Genomic DNA, 18,465 nt, shown 5'->3' on the forward strand with positions numbered 1-18,465 from the left:
CGCCCCCAAAACGCATGTACCATCAAGGCATCAAGAAAACCATCATCAACCGTCCGTTGACGCAAAAACATCTGCCTGTCGAAGGTCTGCACCCTTTGCTCGAACGCATTTTTTTGGCCCGTGGCGTGATGTCACCGGATGATCTGGACCGCTCCCTGGCCAAGTTGCCGTCGCCGTGGCTCCTGGCCGGCATCGAAAAGCTGGTTACGCAGCTGATCACCGCGTTGGAACAGCAGCAAAAAATCGTGATCGTCGCCGATTTCGACGCCGACGGCGCGACCAGTTGCGCGGTTGCGATCAAGGGACTGCAATTGTTCGGCGCCAAACGCGTCAGTTTTGTGGTGCCGAATCGCTTCGAGTACGGCTACGGTCTGACGCCTGAAATCGTCGAACTGGTCAAACTCGAAAATCCGGATCTGATCATCACGGTCGATAACGGCATTTCCAGCCTCGAAGGCGTCAATGTCGCCAAACAGGCCGGCATCAAGGTGTTGGTGACCGATCACCATTTGCCGGGCGAGCAACTGCCGGCCGCCGATGCGATCGTGAATCCTAACCTGCCCGACGACAAATTCCCGAGCGGCGCATTGGCCGGCGTCGGCGTGATGTTTTATTGCCTGTTGGCGCTCAGAAGCCGGCTCCGGGAGACCGGCTGGTTTCAGGCCAAGGGCTTGCCCGATCCGAATCTCGGCCAGTTGCTCGACTACGTAGCGCTCGGCACGGTCGCCGACGTGGTCGAGCTCGACCGCATCAACCGCACGCTGGTGCATCAGGGCTTGCTCAGAATCCGGATGGGCAAGGCGCATCCCGGCATCCACGCGCTGATCGAAGTGGCGGGCCGCAAAGCGGCCACGCTGAGCGCCTCCGACCTCGGTTTTGCGCTGGGGCCGCGGCTGAACGCGGCGGGCCGTCTGGACGATATGTCGCTGGGCATTCAATGCCTGCTCAGCGACGATCCCGAAGAGGCCAGGCAGATTGCCCAGCAACTCGATGATCTGAACAACGGCCGTAAGGAAATCGAAGGCCAGATGAAACACGAGGCGATGTCGCTGCTGAATGAAATGCGCGCACTCGACGAAAGCCGTCTGCCGGCCGGCGTCTGCCTGTTCGATCAGAACTGGCATCAGGGCGTGATCGGCATTCTGGCGTCAAGGATCAAGGACCGCCTGCATCGCCCGGTGATCGCGTTCGCGCCGGCGGGCAAGGACCAGATCAAGGGCTCGGCCCGCTCGATTCCGGGCATTCATATTCGCGACGTGCTCAGCGACATCGCCGCCGCGCATCCGAACCTGCTCAGCAAGTTCGGCGGCCACGCGATGGCGGCCGGCATGAGCATCGCGATGCACGATTATCCGCCTTTCGCTTTGGCATTCGACGAAATGGTGCGAAAGCGCCTGGACGCCGTCGATCTGGAGCAAAAAGTGCTTTCGGACGGCGAACTCGGCGAAAAGGAAATGACCGTCGAATTCGCCGAGCTCCTGCAAAATGCCGCGACCTGGGGGCAGGGCTTTCCGGAACCGATTTTTCACGGCGAGTTCGAGGTCGTGCAGGCCAGCATCGTCGGCCAGAAACATCTGAAACTGGTGCTCAGAAATAGCGGCGGTTTCTTGATCGACGCGATCGCCTTCTTTATCGATCATCCCGAAAAATGGCTCGGTCTTCGCGCCTGCCGGGCGGCGTATAAACTGGACATCAACGAATTCAGGGGCAACCGCAGTGTGCAGTTGATCGTGCAGTATCTTGAAAAAACGGCTTAAATAGATTGGTTTGCCCGCGCAGTCGAGTGAGCCGCGCGGAAAGCGGGCAAAAAAGGCGAGAAAAAGTCGGCTATTATTGACAAGAGGGTTGTTTCTGTAATTAACATCTGGAGCCGGCTGCCTTGTCATGAAAGATCATATTCTCAGGTTCATCTTTGCCGCCAGCATTTTTCTTTCGGCATTTCTGCTATTTCAGATCCAGCCGATCATCGCCAAGGTCATTTTGCCCTGGTTTGGCGGCTCCCCGGCGGTCTGGACAACGGTCATGCTGTTCTTTCAGGTGCTGCTCACCGGCGGCTATGCCTATGCCTACTGGTTAGTCGACAGAGTCAAGATTCCACACCAAAGTCTCACGCATAGCCTGTTAGCGGTTGCGGCGGTCGCATTGTCGCTCGGGCTGGGCTGGCTCTGGACTTCACCGGTCACGCCGCCGGCCAGCATGAAGCCGTTGGCGGCGGCTTCGCCGATTTCCGAAATTTTTATCCTGCTGCTGATTACGGTCGCGCTGCCTTATTTCATTCTGGCGGCCAATGGCCCCCTGATGCAGGCCTGGTTCAGCCGCCTCTTTCCGGGACGATCCTATGCGCGTTTGTACGCGCTTTCCAACACCGGTTCGCTGTTGGGATTGCTGACCTACCCGACCTTGGTCGAACCCTACCAATCGCTCAAACACCAGGGCTGGACCTGGTCAATCGGATTCATCGTCTTTAGCCTGCTGGTCGTTTTTATCGCGATTCGGAATGCAGGAAGCAAGCCGCCGGTTCAATCGGGGTCAAAGGGAGACTCGGGTAGTTCGCCGCCGGCAACGGCCACAAAAGCGTTATGGATTGCGCTCAGCGGCTCCGCGTCTTTGTTGCTGCTGTCGACCACGAATCAAATCTCGCAGGAAGTGGCGGTGATCCCGTTTCTGTGGATTTTGCCGCTGACGCTGTATCTGCTTTCCTTTATCCTGACCTTTTCGGGCGATGCGGGGTATGGCCGCAAACGCTATCTGCTGCTGTTTGCGCTGTCGGTCGGCTTGCTGATCTATGTGTTGTTTCAGATGAAGTCTTTGCATGTCTTCGTGCAAATCTTCACTTATTGCTGTTATCTGTTTTCAGCCTGTATGCTGTGCCATGGCGAGTTGTACCGGCTTCGCCCCGAGGCAAGGCATTTGACCGCGTTTTATTTGATGATCTCGATTGGCGGCGCCCTGGGCGGTATCTTCGCCAGCCTGATCGCTCCCTTGCTGTTCAACGGCTATTGGGAGTTTGTGGTCGCCTTGGCGTTGGCATTGGCGGTATGGCTCAGGGTATTGCAACCGTCGCGTACGGAAAATCATGCCGAATGGGCGCGATTCATGTTGACCGTATTTCTGTTGTTCACGGCCTCGATGAGCCTTTTCGGCAGATTTTCCGGGGCCCTGTTTGCCGAGAGAAATTTCTTTGGCGTGATCCGGGTGGGGGAAGTTGTGCCCTTGAACACGAGGGAGCCGGCCTATCAGATGTCGCACGGCACCACGGTGCATGGCATGCAATTCATCAATCCTGCCCTGCGCAATCTGCCGACCACTTATTATGCGCGCGAAAGCGGCGGCGGGCTGGCCTTGTTGAATCACCCGCGGCATGGCAGGGGCATGAAGGTCGGATTGTTCGGACTCGGCGTAGGGACGCTTGCATCCTATGCACAAGCCGGCGACGAATACCGCCTGTATGAAATCAATCCGAGCGTGATCGCGCTGGCCGAAGGCAAGGGCGATTATTTTACTTACTTGAAACATTGCAAGGCAAAGGTCACAATCGTATTCGGCGATGCGCGCATCTCGCTGGAGCGCGAACTGGCGAGCGGCAAGCCGCAACATTTCGATGTGCTTGTCCTGGATACTTTCAGCAGCGATGCGATACCCGTGCATTTATTGACCCGGGAAGCCTTCGATTTGTATCTGAAGCATCTCGCGCCGGACGGCATGATTGCGGTTCATGTTTCGAACCTGCATCTCGATCTGCGTCCCGTCGTTTGGCAGCTGGCGAAATTCCATGGTTTGAGCATCGCCAGCGTCAGTTATCCGGGCGATGCGAAGGGCGGCTACCCGACCGATTGGCTGCTCATGGCGCGCGATACGGCCGTGCTGGATGTACCCGCGATCAGGGATCATGCCGATAGGATGGCAGGATACCGCACGGCGGTGCCATTGTGGACCGATGACTACAGCAATCTGTTTCAGATTTTGAAATAAGGAATGGCCAGGGCGATAAAACCGTTGAGACTGGGTTATGGACGGCGCCGATCCAGGGCGGGGGTGGAGGTTACGAAACGCCGTTATCCTGCCGCCTGTGTTTTCTTGAGCCAGTCGCCTACCTCCGCCACGACCCATTCGCTCGCATCGAGCGTCAAGTCATGCCCGCCCCAGGGATGGGTGTGGAGTTCCAGCTGCCATTTTTGCGCTATCGCTGTGGAGCAATGCGGCGAAACCAGCTTATCGCCGAGGCTGTTCAATAAGAGAACCGGCGGTTTGGGTTTGGCGCCACCGGGTCGATAGGTGGCTGCCGCATAGAGTTGGCGGTAGGCGTTTTTGCCGCTGACCGGGCGCGCTTTCTGAATCGCTATCCAGTCGTTGGCGGTTTGTCGATAATTGTCTTCGCGATTGCTCAGCAGTTTGAGCAGTGCCGGTTCCCGCGCTTCGATAGCCCGATTCCCGGCCGCGGCAAACAATTGGCCGTAGCATTGCCAGCGCAGGCGCCGATAAAAGGGGCTGAGGCCGCCCAGACTGGTATTGATCAACACCGCGCTGCTGAAATCCTTAGGATACCTCAGCAGCCATTCCCAGCCGACCATGCCGCCCAAGGAGATCGCAATCAGCGTTGCGGATTTGCCGAGCGCGCCTTTTTCGAGCGCTTGCATGCGGACGCTCTCCAGGATGCCTTTGACCGAGTTCGGCGAGGTCTCTTGAAAATAAGGACCTGCGCCGGGCAGGTCGAGCAGGGTCAGTTTCGCATGCGGAAACGCGGCTTGCAACTGCGGCACGAAATCGCCCCAGTGCGCGGATTCGCGGGTCAATCCGCGCAGTAAAACAAAATGTTGTTCAGTCATACCAGAGCTCCTGCGCTCTTTGCATATTCAGTTGTTTTTGCGGCTCGGTCAACTGTGTCCAGGCCGACGGATAGAGCAGGCTGCGGTGCAGGAAGTCGAACAGCAAAAAGTGCCGCCGGTAGATGCGTTGCTGGCGGTGCGGCAGGATCGGATGAAACAGCCCATGGCGTGAAAAAAGATGCAAAGGACTCTTGCGCAGCCAGAGCCAGGAACCCATTTCGAGCGTCAGCGGCAGGAACAGGCGCTCTTCCGGGGCTTGCTCGACGAATTGATCGAACAGATAATCCCATAAATCGCCGTTGATCAGGTATTCGGTGCAGGTCGGTTCGATCTTGTAGATATGATAGGGGTAGCAGCGGTCGAAGTTTTCCTTCAACGCCATCATTTCGGCCAGATGGCTGAACGGCGTCTTGCGCGAGGCATAGGGAAACCACAGGCGGTCGCGGATGCCGAAACCGGAGTGAAGATCCACCGCAATCGACAAGCGCGAACCGAAGAGATGTTTTTCGACGACACGACACAGCGCCTGCGCTTCCTGTTCCATTTCGTGTTCGCTGCCGCGGTACCAGGGCAGGCGGGGGCTGATGCGATGCCCGCAATAGAGCTTGGTGGCGCCGTCGCTGTCGACCGGCGAATTGCGCATCAGATCGACGCCGTTGCCGTTCGCGCGTGTGCCGACATAGACTCCGACCGGATTGACCAGCGGCATGAAGATCAGCCGCGATTTTTGCAGCCGGGAGGCAAATTCTTCATCCCAGTCGAGCAGGCGGCTGATTGTCCTCATCAACGACAGAATCACTTCCGAGCCGATTTTTTCGAGGCCGTGCACGCCGCCGAAAAACGCCAGTGTCGGCGCCTCGGGCTGATTTGAACCAAGCGTGATGCAATGGATCGGGAATTGGTGCTGCTTGTACGGAATGCGCGCGATGATTTCGCACTGCGCGCGGCTGCCGAATTGTTCGATGATGCGCTCGAGCTGGTCGAGTTCCGGTAAGTGAATATCTGCCATGATGAAGGTTATTCCCGTGGTGAATTGAGCGTAACCGCGTTGACCGGCAGGGCTGGCGCGGCGCCGGTCAAGGCGATTTTACTCAAACTTTATCCGCACTGACAACAGGCTGGGGCGTCTTTTGCTTGGGTGATTTTCTTGCCGAGGGAGGGCAAGGCGGTCACAATATTTGCGCACGCCAGGGCCGCCTCAAGGGTTCGGGAGATGCCAAGGCGGTTTCGATCAGGCCTTTGGTTTCGCCGCTGACCGCGTTGCGGGTTTTGCCTTCGCTGTCGATTACCGGCAGAAAGTCGAGCCTGACTTCGATCGTTTCGAGCGCCAGCATCTTGAACAAATGCGCGAGAAATTCGTCATCGGCGATGAAGGGCGCGGTTTCCTTCGCTGCATGCAAATAACGAATCGCCGCCGGTTGAATTGCGGCCTGGGTCAACAGGGCAGGCTGGAACAGCGAGGCGTGGAAATCGAGCACTTCGCTGCCGTCTGTGGTCGTTCCTTCCGGAAACACCAGGATATTGCCGTTCTGGCGCAATTGCCAGGCCATCGATTCGGTGGTTTGCAGGATCTGCTTCTTATCGCCACGGCGGATAAAAACGGTGCCGGCCTGACGCGACAAGTATCCGATCAGCGGCCACCCGGCAATGTCGCTTTTCGCGGCGAAACAGCCCGGCGCAAACTGGCCCAGGACGATGATGTCCAGCCAGGACACGTGGTTGCTGACGATGAAGGCCGGGCGCCGGGCGACATGGCCTTGCTTGATCACCTTCAGATTCAGGGTGCGGCTAAAAGAGCGCAGCCAGCGTATTTTGATCTGGTCCCTGAGATGCTTGGCCCTGATAGTCGGCAGCACCCAACGGATTGCCGGGAAAAGTCCCCCGGCAATCAAAAATCCCCCCAAGAACAACAGGGCCAGGCGAAATGCTCTAGAGTACTGCCGAATTTTCGCTTTCATTGGCAACTTGACCGTCTTTCAGGTAGTGCTTGCTGTAACGCTGTTCCAATTGTTCGAGCGGCATCAGCATCAAGAGGTCGATGCAGTTGAAGTCTTCGTCCCAGAACGGTTCGCCGCACACCAGCGCGCCGAAACGCAAATAAGCCTTCAACAGCGGCGGAATGCCGGACTCGTCGCGTTGGCAGCGCAAATGCTCGGGCACCTTGATCGTCGGCGTGGTTCTCAAGGCCAGCGGCGCGATGTTTTTGTCGTCGATATGGCGAAAAATCGCGTCGACCGCATAACCGCTCGGGCCCGGCGTGATGCTCGCACAGCCCAGCAGATACTGATAACCGCCTTCGATCGCGTATTGCGCGAGCGCCGACCACAGGGTCGTCAATACCGCGCCGCCGCGGTAGTCGGGGTCGACGCAGGTGCGGCCGATTTCGAGAAAACGGCCGGGCAGGGCCATGATCTTACTCAGATCGAATTCCGCCTCGGAATAAAAGCGGCCGAGTACCTTGGCCTGTTCATGATTCAACAGGCGCGTGTAGCCGGCGATTTTTTGCTTCAGATTGTCATAGACGATCAAGTGATCGCAATACGCATCGATTTCGTCATAATCCAACTCTTCGGAGGCAGATTTCAGTTTGGCGCCCATTTCCCGGGCGAAGACCCGGTAGCGGAGTTCTTGCGCGGCTTTTATCATCGCTTCCGAATCCGCGACAAAGCTGCTGAAGCGTTTGGCGGCTGGCTGGTTGGTCTCCGGATTGAGGTTTTTCATCGGCTGCTCTTGGTTGATAAAGGATGCCGATAAATTACGGGAGCAAGATGTCAGTTCCGCGACGGGTGCGTTAACGCTCGATGACAAACGGGTGACGTTTTGATGACATGGTGGAGGTGGAAATTAAGCCGTTAAGGCAAATCAATCCGAGTCGGTATTTTTCATCGTTTTGTAAAACGAGTGACATCCTGTTGTCATTTTCGTTTTTTAAAATTTCGAATTGCATTCTTGAACATTCCATAACCGTTGCCGCTTGACATCACGGCGACTTAACATCATTGCCTCAACGCCTTCATGAGATTTACGCCGGTTTATGTGCAGGCCGCCCTGATTATCACCGCGGGTCTGTTCTTGTCGAACTATCAAATACCGGGGTTTGCGACTGAGCACGAACCCGAACAGGTCGTCCTGACTTCCTTGTTCCCGGCTCCCGGTCTTCCGCCGGTCACCTTCGATCAGACCCTCATCGCATCCCCCTTGCTGTATCAAGGTCAAGATCAACGCTTGATCGTCGTTACGTCTTCCGACGGCATCATCGCGATGCTGGATGCCGAAACCGGCGCGCTGGATTGGAAACTGAAGGCGCCGGCGCCTGAAGGACAGCCGGTTGAACTGGTATCGACTCCGGTGCTTGTCGGGGATAAGCTGATTATCGTCTATCAATGCCTCGATCATGGCGTGCGCGTGAGCCATCGCCTCGCGGTGATCGACATGGCGAACAAGAGGCTGGATCCGGCATTTCCGGTACTGGAGGTCGATGCCGAAAAGCCGTCGGCCGACGGCCGGTCCCTTGTCAAATTCAATCCTCAGACCGCCTATTCGCACGCGGCCTTGCAGCATGCGGCCAATAAAGGCGGCGGCCTCGGCAGCGTTTACGCTTCTTTCGGCAATGCCGGCGATACCCAGCCTTTTCACGGCTGGCTGTTTGAAATCGATCTGGATGCCTGGCGGCAACGCGGCGCAAAACAGGCGGTTAGATCGACATTGTTGACGACGCCGGAAGCCGAATGTCCGGTCACGGTAGAGTACGGCACCCAGGAAATGATCTGCGGCGGCGGCATCTGGACGCCACCGGGTCCGCAGATTTACCCAGCGGGCGACAGTTATCAAATCTTCGTGCCGACCGGCAATGGTCAGGTGGATTTATCCCGGCACGATTATGCGAATACGCTGATGCGGCTGAAACCCGGACTCGAATTCGATCCCGGCTGCGATGCAGCGCTTTGTGCTGCTTTCGATCCGGTCAATCCGGACAAGGCCTGCATGGCGTCCTGCAAGAATTTGTTCATTCCGCGGCTGGCGGAACACAATGCGCCTTTGAAGCCCGCAAACGGGGATTGCGATAATAAAAGCTATGCGGAATGCCTGGCCTGGATGGATTATGATCTCGGCGCGAATGCTCCGGTCATGGCGGCCTTGCGGGACGGCCGCTCGGTGCTGGTTCAGGCGGGCAAGGACGGCTCCGTATCCTTACTGGATGCGGAGCATCTGGGCACGCAATTTGATCGTCTGCAAATCGCCGAAATCTGCGGCACGGCGGAAGATCCCTGCAAGATGTCATGGGCGGGCATGATCGTGACGCAGCCGGCGTTGAGTTATGTGGAGGGTGAACCGGTCGTGATGATTCCGACCTTTGTGCCGGACCACACCCATCCGGCCGGTTTGGTCGCGTTGAAGATCGTGCTCGAAAACGGCGCGCCGAAATTCAGACGTTTCTGGCAATATCCCGATCCCGCCAGCGCCGAAGCGAAACAAGCCTTCCGCTCCCATCCCTCGCTGCCGGTGCTTTCGAAGCTTGGCCAGGGCGGCGATGAGGCGGTCTGGATCATCGATATCGGCATGCAGGGAACGCTTTACGGCATTCGCGTCAGGGACGGCAAGTTGCTGGCCAAGACGTTGATGCAGGGCACCGGCCGGCCGTTGTCCGCGCCGGTGATCGATCATGACTCGCTCTACGCGGCTTCAAGCCTGCCAGCCACCCACCAAGCCATCCTGGAAGGCTTTAAAATCGAGGTAATGCCCTAGCGGGCGACAGTTAACGGATTTGCTTTTCCAGTGCCTGCTCTCTGCCGATCAATCCGGCAATGTCTCGCAACTGTTCGGTGGTCAACTCGATCAGATCATCCGCGGTGATGATACCGGCCAGCGCGCCGTGTAGATCGACCACCGGCAGTCTCCGTATACCTTTTTGACGCATCAGTTTGATCGCGTCGAATAGGCTGTCTTCTTCGCGCGCGAGCACCAGCTCGCGGCACATCAGATCGCCCACCGTGACCGAGTCGATCGCGATCTCCTTGGCGATCAATTCGATCACAATGTCTCTGTCCGTCACGATGCCGACCGGGTAGCGCGCGCCGTTGCGTTCTTCCACGATGATCACATCGCCCGCGTGATATTCGCGCATCAGTTTGGCGGCTTCGAGAATGCTGTCGTCTTTGGCGGCAACCAACACTTCACGATTGCATAGGGTTTTGAGAGTCATGTCGCGTCCTTATTTCATAGAATTACGGCAAGTAGGACCGTGCACGGCGGATTTGATTCAAATTGCGATCCATAGCACAAATCAAAACTGGCATCTATCAGTGTAATGGTTGGTTGTCAAGATAAACTTTCGAAACTGAACTATTCTGAAGCGGTAGGTGACTAAAAAGGTAAGTATTTCAGAGCCGGCGATTTTAGGTGGGCCGCAGTGAGCCTCTATCTGTAAGGGAAGCACTACGATGATTCAAGTTTTGTCATAGAACGCACTGCTTTGGTGCCAAGGAGATCGGCGGCGTACAATTGGTTTGAAGTTTTTGCTATTTGATGCTGTGAATCAGCATAGCAAATGAAGAAATGGCATGACAAATGCTAGATAACTGGCGTCAAGCAAACATGCTTGGCGTTTTCCTTTTAACGTATTAAGGAGACTATCATGGCGGCTTTTATATTTTCCTGCGTGTTATTGATGCTGATCGAAGTGCATCGGCGCGAACTGGCGAATCGTCAAAAAAGCATGTCAGCGGCCCGCTACCGCCCGCAACAAGAGCGCGACCGGCAGCGGTGACATATTCATTATCGAAAATGTTGCTTTTATGATCTATTATTTCAACTCTCCTCGCCAAACTTCGTTGAGATTGGAGAGGAGGGAAGCCCCATTCATTCGCCGCTGTTTCCCAATACAGCCTCTCTTGCTTTTCTAATCCTTTAATCACTGTTCGGCCTCGGCGGACAGGTTTGGCTGCAAGGATTCCCCATGTTCGACAAAATCCTGTCCATCATACTCGCCGGCGGCGCCGGCTCCAGGCTGCATCCCTTGACCGCCGAAAGGGCCAAGCCCGCGGTGCCCTTTGGCGGAAAATACCGGATCATCGATTTCACGCTATCCAATTGCCTGCATTCCGGGCTACGGCGCATTCTGGTGCTGACACAATACAAGTCGCATTCCCTGCAAAAACATTTGCGTGACGGTTGGTCGATTTTCAATCCGGAAGTTTCCGAGTACATCACCCCGGTTCCGCCGCAGATGCGCACCGGCAATTCCTGGTACGCGGGCACAGCCGATGCGATCCTGCAGAATCTGTATCTGCTCGAGCGCAGTAGCGCGACCCATGTGCTGATTCTGTCGGGGGATCATATTTACCGGATGGATTACGCCGCCTTGCTGCATTTTCACCGCGACCAGAGGGCGGAGCTGACGATTGCCTGCATGCAGGTGCCGCTCGCCGATGCGAGCGGCTTCGGGGTGATGTCGATCGATCCCACGCAGCGCGTTTCGGGCTTTCACGAAAAGCCCGAGCATCCCCAGGCGTTGCCGGACAATCCGCAGCAGGCCCTCGTTTCGATGGGCATCTATGTGTTCGATATGGATTTACTGTGCCGGGAACTCAAACTCGATCACGAACTGGCCGAATCGAGCCACGATTTCGGCAAGGACATCATTCCGCGCCTGATCGACAGGCAACGGGTTTTCGCTTACCGTTTCGGCGGCGAACAAGGGCGCGTGACGCCGGACCGCTATTGGCGGGATGTCGGCACGGTCGATTCCTATTACCTGGCGAACATGGATCTGTTGTTGCCGGTGCCGCCGATCAACCTATATCAGCCGGACTGGTCGATTCGGACTTATCCCGGCCAATATCCGCCGGCTAAGATGGTGCCCGGCGCTTCCGGGCGGACAGGCCAGTTCGATAACTCGATGATTTGCGGCGGCGCGGTGATCTGCGGCGGTACGGTCAGGCATTCGATCCTGTCTCCGCAAGTCCGCCTCGACGACAATGCGCTGGTCGAAGATTCGATTTTGTTCGACGGTGTTCAGGTAGGGGCCGGCGCGGTGTTGAAACGTTGCATCATCGACAAGGAGGTGAGGGTGCCGCCCGGCGAGAAAATCGGCGGCAATCCGGCCGTCGATTCGGCGCGTTTTACGGTTTCGGAAAACGGCGTGACGGTGGTGCCGAAGGGGTATTGTTTTTAGCCCGGTTTGGGCGGGTGTGCGGGCTGCGGATGGACCGGCGCGAAGCGGCCCATCCGAGTAAAGATGTATTTTTTCGATTAACGCTGCAAATTATAGAGCACGTCGTTCGCCTTATCCTTCGCATCTTCTTTCTTGACGGCGCCTTGCTGCGATCTTTCCTGGCCGAATTTGGAAATCATGTCTTCCCAGCTCGTATATTGCTCATAGCCTTTGAAGCCTGAATTCTTGCGCTGCTGGTAGATTTCTCTGCCCATATCGATGATTTCGAGCGGGGTTTTGCCGTCAATCGCGTCCAAAAATCCGGCGTCGGCCTTTTGCGCGTCGCGGATGGTCCAGAATGACACTTCGAATTCGATGCGTTTTTCGGCCGGCAACCTTTCCTTCAAGACTTTGACCGATTTATAGGCGGTGCGGATGTTGTGGCCGTTGACTTGTTCGCCTCTGCCGCAGGCCGATAAAAGGGCACAACTCAAAACAAAAACAAGGAATACGGAAATTTTTTTCATTAGGCTGCCTCTGTATGTTACGGATCGGTGTTAAGCAGTTATTGTTTACTTTTGTAGTTAATTTATAACGCCTGATCTTCGAAAAACTCGGTAAAATGATCGGTCATTATAACCCAAGCAAAGTCTTATGCTGGAATTTATCCAATTACTGAAGCAGCGTTATCAGACGATTTTACAGCAGGCTCATCTCGAATCGATCAAAGGGGTTTATCAGCAACGCATCGATCAGTTGCTGATGGCGGAAGCGTTTTTGCGCAAGGGCGCGCTGGTCGAATCGGCCCCGTTGCCGCCCTTGCAGATCGCGGTGGTAGGTCCCACGCAGGCCGGCAAGAGTACGCTGGTGAATGTATTGCTTCAGTCCGGCGCGGCCGGCGTCAGCCCCCTGGCGGGCTATACGGTGCATCCGCAAGGTTTTTGCCATCGGGTCAGGCGCGAGGATTGTGGTGGCCTGCAACGCTATTTCGGACGCTTTCAGCAGTTGCTGCCGACGCAGTTGAGCAAGGACCGGTACGATTGTTTTGCGTTGGCGGACTCAGATTCGCACTCTTCCATGTTGCCCGACTGCGTGCTCTGGGACACGCCCGATTTCGATTCGATCGATTCATCGACCTATCGCGAAGGCGTGATTAGGACCATCGCGTTGGCCGATGTCGTCGTGCTGGTGGTCAGCAAGGAAAAATACGCCGATCAGTCGGTTTGGGAGATGATGGCCGCCTTGGAAGCCTTGCGCCAGCCGACCGTGATCTGCCTGAACAAACTCAGCGAAGGTTCCGAGGCGCTGATCGTGCATTCGTTGCAGGAAAAATGGCAACTGGCCCGGAAAGACCCGTTTCCGGAGGTCGTGCCGCTGTATTATCAGAAACAATCCGGCCTGCCGTCCTGGCCTGTGGCGCAGCAGAACTTGCTGCAGCGCCTGGCCGGTCTGGTCTCCTATAAGAGGCATGCGCGTTACGAGCAGGAACTGCTGCAATATTATTGGCCGCAATGGCTGGAGCCGATCGCCCAGGAGCATCAGGCGCTGAAGGACTGGCAGCAGTTGCTCGATCACATGATCAAACAGGCGCTGGACAATTATCAGCGCGATTTCTTGAATCATCCGCATCATTACGAAACCTTCCAGGTCGCGATGGCCGAGCTGTTGACTCTGCTCGAAATTCCGGGGTTGGCCGGGATAATGGCCGGCACGCGCCGGGCTCTGACCTGGCCGGTCAGGCAGTTGATGAAGCTCGGCCGCAAGAAATCCGCGTTGACCGAAACCAGCCACGAAGTCGCGCTGTTGCATCAGATCGCCGAACATGCCTTGCTGCAGATGACCGATAAACTGCGCGACAAGGCCGAGGAGCATCAACAACGCCTTTGGTGGCGGGACATGAGCGCGCTCTTGCGCGGCCGGCGCCAGGAATTGTTGATCGATTTCGATGGCGCGGTCAGGCATTATCACCTGACTTTTCAACAGGATGTCGAAAGCGCCGCGCACCGACTGTACCGTAAACTGCAGGAGCAGCCTTTGTTATTGAACAGCCTGCGCGCGACGCGGGTTACGACCGATGCGGCGATGATCGCGCTGGCTTTGAATACCGGCGGCATCGGCGTGCACGATCTGGTGATCGCGCCGTCGCTGTTGACGGTCACCTCGCTGTTGGCCGAGAGCGCGATCGGCAGTTACATGCACAGCGTCGAGGCCGATCTGAAAAAGAACCAGTTGAACCAGGTCAGACAGGCGCTGTTCATCGAGGCGCTGCGCGATAAATTGTTGCTTTTGCCGACGCAATTGTCGGGGCTCTCGCATTTCAATATTTCGCCGGAACAATTACAGGAAGCGGAAAACCAGCTGAAGGAAAAACGCCATGGCTTACGATTACTCTGATCTGGTCGAAAACACCCGGCTCTGGGCCGAACAGGCCGCGGCCGCGGGATGGATAGATCAGGAGATACTGGAACAGGAAATCCCTTTACCGTCCGGCACCCCGAATGCGCTGTTTGCGGCAGGGCCTGGCCGGCCATTGTTGGTCGCCTTCATGGGCGGCACCGGCGTCGGCAAAAGCTCGCTGTTGAACCGGCTGGCCGGCAAACCGGTCGCTAAAACCGGCATCGAAAGGCCGACCTCGCGCGAAGTGACCTTGTTCCATCACCGCTCGGTCGAGCTTCGGCACTTGCCTGAAAATCTGCCGGTCGCCAGCGTCAAGATTGCGCAGCACGACGACGCGGCGAAAAAGCACATCGTCTGGATCGACATGCCCGATTTCGACAGCATCGATCAAAACAATCGCCATCTGGTGTTGGAATGGCTGCCGCATATCGACGTGCTGATCTATGTGGTCAGCCCCGAGCGCTACCGCGACGAGAAGGCCTGGCGGCTGTTGCTCGCCGAAGGCGCGCGGCATGCCTGGCTGTTCGTTTTGAATCAGTGGGACCGGGGGCAGTTAGAGCAATTCGAGGATTTCAAACGCCAGCTCGGCAAGGCCGGCTTTATCGAGCCGATCATCTTCAAAACAATCTGCGCCGAAGACCGGCTACCGGACGAATTCGCCGAGCTGGCCGAGACGCTGACCGCATTGGCGAACGATCATACCGTGCAACAACTCGAACAGCGCGGTTTGCAGGCGCGTCTCGATCAACTGCGGCAGACGCTCGGCCATTACCGGCTGGCCCTGGCCAAGGAGACGGCGTTCAAGGACGCGTCCCCGCTTTGGCAACGGCAATGGCAGCGCACGGCCGCGTTGTTGCAGGAAGGCTTCGCCTGGCCGGTGCAGCAATTGGCCAATCACTATGCGGAACACGCGGTCGGCCTGTTGACCCATCCTGCGACCGGCAAGTATCCGTCAGCCCAGGCCGACGCGATCTTATGGGACCCCTGGGCCAAAACCCGCTTCGACGATGCGCTCGACGAATTCGTGCTGCAGGCCGAGCAGCAGGGCATGCCCGCGCTGCCGCTGAAGCAGCAGTTGGCGCCGCTGCGCGACAAGGCGGCGAAAATCATCGAAACCCAGAGCGAACTGGCGGTCAGGCAGGCGCTCGCGAATCCGGGCAACGCACTCCAGCGAACCTTGTTGGGCACCGCGCGCATCGCCGAAATCCTGCTGCCTTTGGCGGCGCTCGCTTGGGTCGGCTTTCAGGTGTTTACCGGTTTCCAGCACAGCAACGAGACCCATTCGGCTTATCTGGGCGTCGATTTCCTGATCCACAGCAGCCTGATGGTCGCGATCAGCTGGCTGACGCCCTGGTTCATCGCGAAAAAATTGAAGCCGTCGCTGAAGGCGGCGGCGCAACGCGGCTTGCAAAAAGGCCTGACCCAGGCGTTTGCGCTGATCGAGGGCGAAGTCTTGGCGGCGATCGATCAGGTCAAGCGCCTGCACGGCGAGCAGCAAAAACAGCTGGACGAGTTGATCGGTCAATGCGCCGCGCTGGAAACGAGAGAGCAAGTCGCGATCGAAAGCAACAGTCCGTTGTCGCGTATGCTGATCGAATCGTGATAACCTGAACGAGGGGACGGGTGCCTCCTCGTTTCGGTTTGTTGACTATTAGCAGACGCATGTTACAGTATTGCTTTTAAGGCAGCCGTAACGAAATCTCAATGTGTCTGCCACGTATGTATTCCAGAATAGCGCTCGCATAATTATAACAACAGAGGCATTCATCGTGATTCAGCTAACCTATATCAGCATCCCGACACGCCCCATGAGCAACGAAGATCTCATGGGTATCCTGAATCCCTCCCGCCTGAATAATGCCTGCCTCGGCGTTTCCGGTATGCTGTTGTACACCGGCGAAGCCTTCATCCAGGTACTGGAAGGTGAGGAGAAAGTCGTCGATGATTTGGTCGCGGACATCAAGAAGGACCCTCGGCATAAAGACTTCCGCATCATCGAAAGAAAAAAAATCAATACACGTGAATATGCCGAATGGACGATGGGCTTCAAAAGAGTGGACAAGGAGGAACTGCGCAATGTGCCTGGATTGAATAAGTTTTTCGAGACCGACCTGAGCGGTAGCCTGAGCACCGACAAGTCGGACTTGATCAACAAACTGACGCACCATTTCCTGACCGAAAGCAAAAAGAAGAACGAACACGATGAATTGTCTCTGGAAGAGGATGACGCGTTTATTCGTTTTTTGCATACGATGATCCGCTTCGGTGTCAAGGTGCTGGCTTTGCTGATGATGCTGACCGTGCTCTGGTGCGTTTTTGACGTGATGATTGTGATATACCAGGAAATATTGAGTCATCCGATCAGCAGTCTCGGCAAATCCGAAATTTTGCACGTATTCGGGTCTTTCATGATCGTGCTGATCGCGGTCGAAATTTTCATCAATATCACCTTGTACATACGAAAAGATGTGATACCGGTCAAGATGGTGGTTGCGACCGCGCTGATGGCGGTCGCGCGAAAGATCATCGTCTTCGACTTTCACGAGGTGTCGGCTCTGCATGTGATCGGAACCGCACTGCTGGTGCTGGCCTTGGGCGGCTGTTATTGGTTGCTGGAGCGCGAATTCAAGGTGCATTCGGACGCCTAAGACCGAACTTGGTCTTTCCGACAGACTTCTATCCTTCGAGGCAAGCTGATGGAATCTTTGCAAGATACGCTGTTGTTATCGCGCCTGCAATTCGCGCTGACCGCAATTTTTCACATCCTGTGGCCGCTGTTGACGGTCGGCTTGTCGATCTTTCTGGTCGCCGTTGAAGTGCTCTGGCTGAAGACGAAGGACCCGGATTATTTTCATCACGCACGCTTCTGGGGCAAGTTGTTTCTGCTGAACTTCGCTGTCGGTGTGGTCAGCGGCATACCGATGGAATTCGAATTCGGCACCAACTGGGCGCCGTTCTCCCGCCTCACCGGCGAATTTTTCGGCAATATTCTCGGCTACGATGGCGCGATGGCACTGATGCTGGAAGCGGGCTTTCTCGGCATCATGATGTTCGGCTGGAACCGGGTGCCGGCGGGCATGCATTTGTTTGCGACCGCTATGGTGGCGCTAGGATCGTCGCTGTCCGCCTTCTGGATCATGATCGCCAACGGCTGGATGCAGGCGCCCACCGGCGGCCATATCGAGGCCGGACGCTATGTCGTCGACAGCTATGCCGAAGCCTTGCTGAATCCCTATCATTACTGGGGTTATGCGCATATGTGGCTGGCCTGCATCGAGACCAGTCTGCTCGTGGTCGGCGGTGTGTCCGCCTGGTACATCCTGAAGCAGCGCCATCAAAACCTGTTCCGCAAATCCTTGAAGCTGGCTTTGGCCGGTTTGTTGGCGGCGGCGCCGTTGCAGATTCTGGTCGGCGATGTGGCCGGCTTATATCTGTTCGATCTACAGCCGGCGAAGACCGCCGCGATAGAGGCGCATTGGGATACCAATCCGCCGGGGCAGGGCGCCGAGTGGCATGTCTTGGCCTGGCCCAACACGCATAACCAGGCCAATGACTGGGTGCTCTCGATACCCAATGCCTTGAGCCTGATCGCCACGCATTCGCTGGACGGCCAGGTCAAAGGCTTGAAGGCGTTCGCTCCCGCCGACCAGCCGCCGGCGATTGGGCTGATTTTCTACAGTTTTCGCGTGATGCTGGTCGCAGGGCTGGCGATCGCGGCGCTGACCGCGGTCAGCGCATGGTATGGGTGGCGACAACGTCGGCAGCCTATCACTCTGGCGTTGCCGCCATGGCTATTGAAAGCTTGGGTGGCCGCCATTCCCTTGGGCTATATCGCGACCGAATGCGGCTGGATAGTGCGCGAAGTCGGGCGCCAGCCCTGGGCGGTTTACGGTTTGTTGCGCACCGCTCAGTCCGCATCGGCCCTTTCCCCAAGCGCGGTCGCGACCAGCCTAGCTTTGTTCGCGGGGGTTTATACGTTGTTGTTGGCGTCATTTATAGTGTTCGCCCGGCGTATCATCATGGCCGGGCCGAATGTCGATCAGCCGTTGCCGGCATTCATGCCTTCAGTGAATACTCAAAAGGGTTAGC

The 18,465-nt window shown here is 56.7% G+C and carries 15 protein-coding genes; 9 read left to right on the forward strand and 6 right to left on the reverse strand.

Annotated features, from left to right (window positions below):
- Nucleotides 1–14: 14 nt before the first annotated feature.
- Both recJ and ACEPPP_RS00285 read left to right on the forward strand, forming a co-directional pair.
- Nucleotides 15–1,757 carry a single-stranded-DNA-specific exonuclease RecJ gene (gene recJ, locus ACEPPP_RS00280; protein ID WP_374089069.1) on the forward strand — a complete coding sequence of 581 codons (1,743 nt, stop codon included), beginning with the start codon at nucleotides 15–17 and terminating at the stop codon, nucleotides 1,755–1,757.
- 127 nt (nucleotides 1,758–1,884) lie between these two features.
- On the forward strand, nucleotides 1,885–3,972 hold the full coding sequence (locus ACEPPP_RS00285; protein ID WP_374089070.1) for a spermidine synthase: 2,088 nt from the start codon (nucleotides 1,885–1,887) through the stop codon (nucleotides 3,970–3,972).
- 83 nt (nucleotides 3,973–4,055) lie between these two features.
- On the opposite strand, the gene ACEPPP_RS00290 is transcribed toward ACEPPP_RS00285, so the two are convergent.
- The 4 genes from ACEPPP_RS00290 to ACEPPP_RS00305 all read right to left on the reverse strand — a co-directional run bounded on the left by ACEPPP_RS00290 (nucleotide 4,056) and on the right by ACEPPP_RS00305 (nucleotide 7,547).
- Nucleotides 4,056–4,826: an alpha/beta fold hydrolase gene (locus ACEPPP_RS00290; RefSeq protein ID WP_374089071.1), complete on the reverse strand. Its 771-nt coding sequence runs from the start codon at nucleotides 4,824–4,826 to the stop codon at nucleotides 4,056–4,058.
- Nucleotides 4,819–5,835: a M14 family zinc carboxypeptidase gene (locus ACEPPP_RS00295; RefSeq protein WP_374089072.1), complete on the reverse strand. Its 1,017-nt coding sequence runs from the start codon at nucleotides 5,833–5,835 to the stop codon at nucleotides 4,819–4,821. The genes ACEPPP_RS00290 and ACEPPP_RS00295 overlap by 8 nt, the downstream gene beginning before the upstream one ends.
- Nucleotides 5,836–5,995: 160 nt before the next feature.
- Nucleotides 5,996–6,784 carry a lysophospholipid acyltransferase family protein gene (locus ACEPPP_RS00300; protein ID WP_374089073.1) on the reverse strand — a complete coding sequence of 263 codons (789 nt, stop codon included), beginning with the start codon at nucleotides 6,782–6,784 and terminating at the stop codon, nucleotides 5,996–5,998.
- Nucleotides 6,756–7,547 carry a GNAT family N-acetyltransferase gene (locus tag ACEPPP_RS00305; RefSeq protein WP_374089074.1) on the reverse strand — a complete coding sequence of 264 codons (792 nt, stop codon included), beginning with the start codon at nucleotides 7,545–7,547 and terminating at the stop codon, nucleotides 6,756–6,758. The genes ACEPPP_RS00300 and ACEPPP_RS00305 overlap by 29 nt, the downstream gene beginning before the upstream one ends.
- Nucleotides 7,548–7,841: 294 nt before the next feature.
- Here ACEPPP_RS00305 and ACEPPP_RS00310 point away from each other — a divergent pair, with 294 nt between their 5' ends.
- Nucleotides 7,842–9,572, forward strand: a complete 1,731-nt coding sequence (locus ACEPPP_RS00310; protein ID WP_374089075.1) for a PQQ-binding-like beta-propeller repeat protein — start codon at nucleotides 7,842–7,844, stop codon at nucleotides 9,570–9,572.
- Nucleotides 9,573–9,582: 10 nt separating this feature from the next.
- Here ACEPPP_RS00310 and ACEPPP_RS00315 read toward each other — a convergent pair whose 3' ends face one another.
- On the reverse strand, nucleotides 9,583–10,029 hold the full coding sequence (locus ACEPPP_RS00315) for a CBS domain-containing protein (RefSeq protein ID WP_374089076.1): 447 nt from the start codon (nucleotides 10,027–10,029) through the stop codon (nucleotides 9,583–9,585).
- A 432-nt stretch (nucleotides 10,030–10,461) separates the two neighbouring features.
- On the opposite strand from ACEPPP_RS00315, the gene ACEPPP_RS00320 reads away from it, so the two are divergent.
- Nucleotides 10,462–10,593, forward strand: coding sequence for a hypothetical protein (locus ACEPPP_RS00320; protein WP_374089077.1), 132 nt, complete (start codon nucleotides 10,462–10,464; stop codon nucleotides 10,591–10,593).
- Nucleotides 10,594–10,782: 189 nt separating this feature from the next.
- Nucleotides 10,783–12,000, forward strand: a complete 1,218-nt coding sequence (gene glgC, locus ACEPPP_RS00325) for a glucose-1-phosphate adenylyltransferase (RefSeq protein WP_374089078.1) — start codon at nucleotides 10,783–10,785, stop codon at nucleotides 11,998–12,000.
- A 77-nt stretch (nucleotides 12,001–12,077) separates the two neighbouring features.
- Here the strand turns inward: glgC and ACEPPP_RS00330 are convergent, their stop codons facing one another.
- Nucleotides 12,078–12,506, reverse strand: a complete 429-nt coding sequence (locus ACEPPP_RS00330; protein ID WP_374089079.1) for a hypothetical protein — start codon at nucleotides 12,504–12,506, stop codon at nucleotides 12,078–12,080.
- A 127-nt stretch (nucleotides 12,507–12,633) separates the two neighbouring features.
- Here ACEPPP_RS00330 and ACEPPP_RS00335 point away from each other — a divergent pair, with 127 nt between their 5' ends.
- The 4 genes from ACEPPP_RS00335 to ACEPPP_RS00350 all read left to right on the forward strand — a co-directional run bounded on the left by ACEPPP_RS00335 (nucleotide 12,634) and on the right by ACEPPP_RS00350 (nucleotide 18,464).
- Nucleotides 12,634–14,373 carry a GTPase domain-containing protein gene (locus ACEPPP_RS00335; protein ID WP_374089080.1) on the forward strand — a complete coding sequence of 580 codons (1,740 nt, stop codon included), beginning with the start codon at nucleotides 12,634–12,636 and terminating at the stop codon, nucleotides 14,371–14,373.
- Nucleotides 14,354–15,979: a GTPase gene (locus ACEPPP_RS00340; RefSeq protein WP_374089081.1), complete on the forward strand. Its 1,626-nt coding sequence runs from the start codon at nucleotides 14,354–14,356 to the stop codon at nucleotides 15,977–15,979. The genes ACEPPP_RS00335 and ACEPPP_RS00340 overlap by 20 nt, the downstream gene beginning before the upstream one ends.
- Nucleotides 15,980–16,184: 205 nt before the next feature.
- Nucleotides 16,185–17,024: a phosphate-starvation-inducible PsiE family protein gene (locus ACEPPP_RS00345; RefSeq protein ID WP_374089082.1), complete on the forward strand. Its 840-nt coding sequence runs from the start codon at nucleotides 16,185–16,187 to the stop codon at nucleotides 17,022–17,024.
- A 48-nt stretch (nucleotides 17,025–17,072) separates the two neighbouring features.
- Nucleotides 17,073–18,464, forward strand: coding sequence for a cytochrome ubiquinol oxidase subunit I (locus ACEPPP_RS00350; protein ID WP_374089083.1), 1,392 nt, complete (start codon nucleotides 17,073–17,075; stop codon nucleotides 18,462–18,464).
- Nucleotide 18,465 lies beyond the last annotated feature (1 nt).

It is taken from the genome of Methylomicrobium lacus, assembly GCF_041897535.1.
In the GTDB taxonomy this organism is placed as follows: Bacteria; Pseudomonadota; Gammaproteobacteria; order Methylococcales; family Methylomonadaceae; genus Methylomicrobium; species Methylomicrobium lacus_A.